Here is a 765-nt window from a genome sequence, read left to right on the forward strand (position 1 = left end):
CACGCTTATCAGGCGTGCGCTCTAAACCAACTGAGCTATAGGCCCATTGAAAATGAACGAAGCGGGTAACGAGAATCGAACTCGCGACAACAGCTTGGAAGGCTGTGGTTTTACCACTAAACTATACCCGCATAACTAAATGGCGCGGGACGGAATCGAACCGCCGACACACGGAGCTTCAATCCGTTGCTCTACCAACTGAGCTACCGAGCCAAAACGGTCCGTACGAGACTCGAACTCGTGATCTCCTGCGTNTAGACCAACGGACCATAATTGCGGGAGCTGGATTTGAACCAACGACCTTCGGGTTATGAGCCCGACGAGCTACCAGACTGCTCCATCCCGCGATAATTAAAAAGGAGGATGAGAGATTCGAACTCTCGCGTGGTTTGACCCACCTGACGGTTTTCAAGACCGTTCCCTTCAGCCAGACTTGGGTAATCCTCCATGATATTTAAATGTGATCCGTAAAAAGCATATAAACTTACATACACCAATGGACCTTGTAGGACTCGAACCTACGACCGAACGGTTATGAGCCGTTTGCTCTAACCAACTGAGCTAAAGGTCCAGGTTCTGAGACCTAATCGCGGCGGGGGGGATCGAACCCTCGACCTCCCGGGTATGAACCGGACGCTCTAGCCAGCTGAGCTACACCGCGAAGTGTTAAATAAAACACTATTAAAATTTTATTTAATCGGGAAGACAGGATTCGAACCTGCGACCCCCTGGTCCCAAACCAGGTGCTCTACCAAGCTGAGCTAC

General features: G+C 50.5%; 6 tRNA genes. All 6 read right to left on the bottom strand.

What is annotated here, in order from left to right:
* Positions 1-60: 60 nt before the first annotated feature.
* The 6 genes from FD44_RS10120 to FD44_RS10145 all read right to left on the bottom strand — a co-directional run bounded on the left by FD44_RS10120 (position 61) and on the right by FD44_RS10145 (position 661).
* Positions 61-131, bottom strand: a tRNA-Gly gene (locus FD44_RS10120).
* 9 nt (positions 132-140) lie between these two features.
* A tRNA-Phe gene (locus FD44_RS10125) sits at positions 141-213 on the bottom strand.
* 60 nt (positions 214-273) lie between these two features.
* Positions 274-347: transfer RNA gene (locus FD44_RS10130), tRNA-Met, on the bottom strand.
* Between the two features lie 10 nt (positions 348-357).
* Positions 358-447, bottom strand: a tRNA-Ser gene (locus tag FD44_RS10135).
* Positions 448-497: 50 nt separating this feature from the next.
* Positions 498-571, bottom strand: a tRNA-Ile gene (locus tag FD44_RS10140).
* Between the two features lie 16 nt (positions 572-587).
* Positions 588-661, bottom strand: a tRNA-Met gene (locus FD44_RS10145).
* Positions 662-765 lie beyond the last annotated feature (104 nt).

The organism is Secundilactobacillus malefermentans DSM 5705 = KCTC 3548 (genome assembly GCF_001436395.1).
Lineage (GTDB): Bacteria > Bacillota > Bacilli > Lactobacillales > Lactobacillaceae > Secundilactobacillus > Secundilactobacillus malefermentans.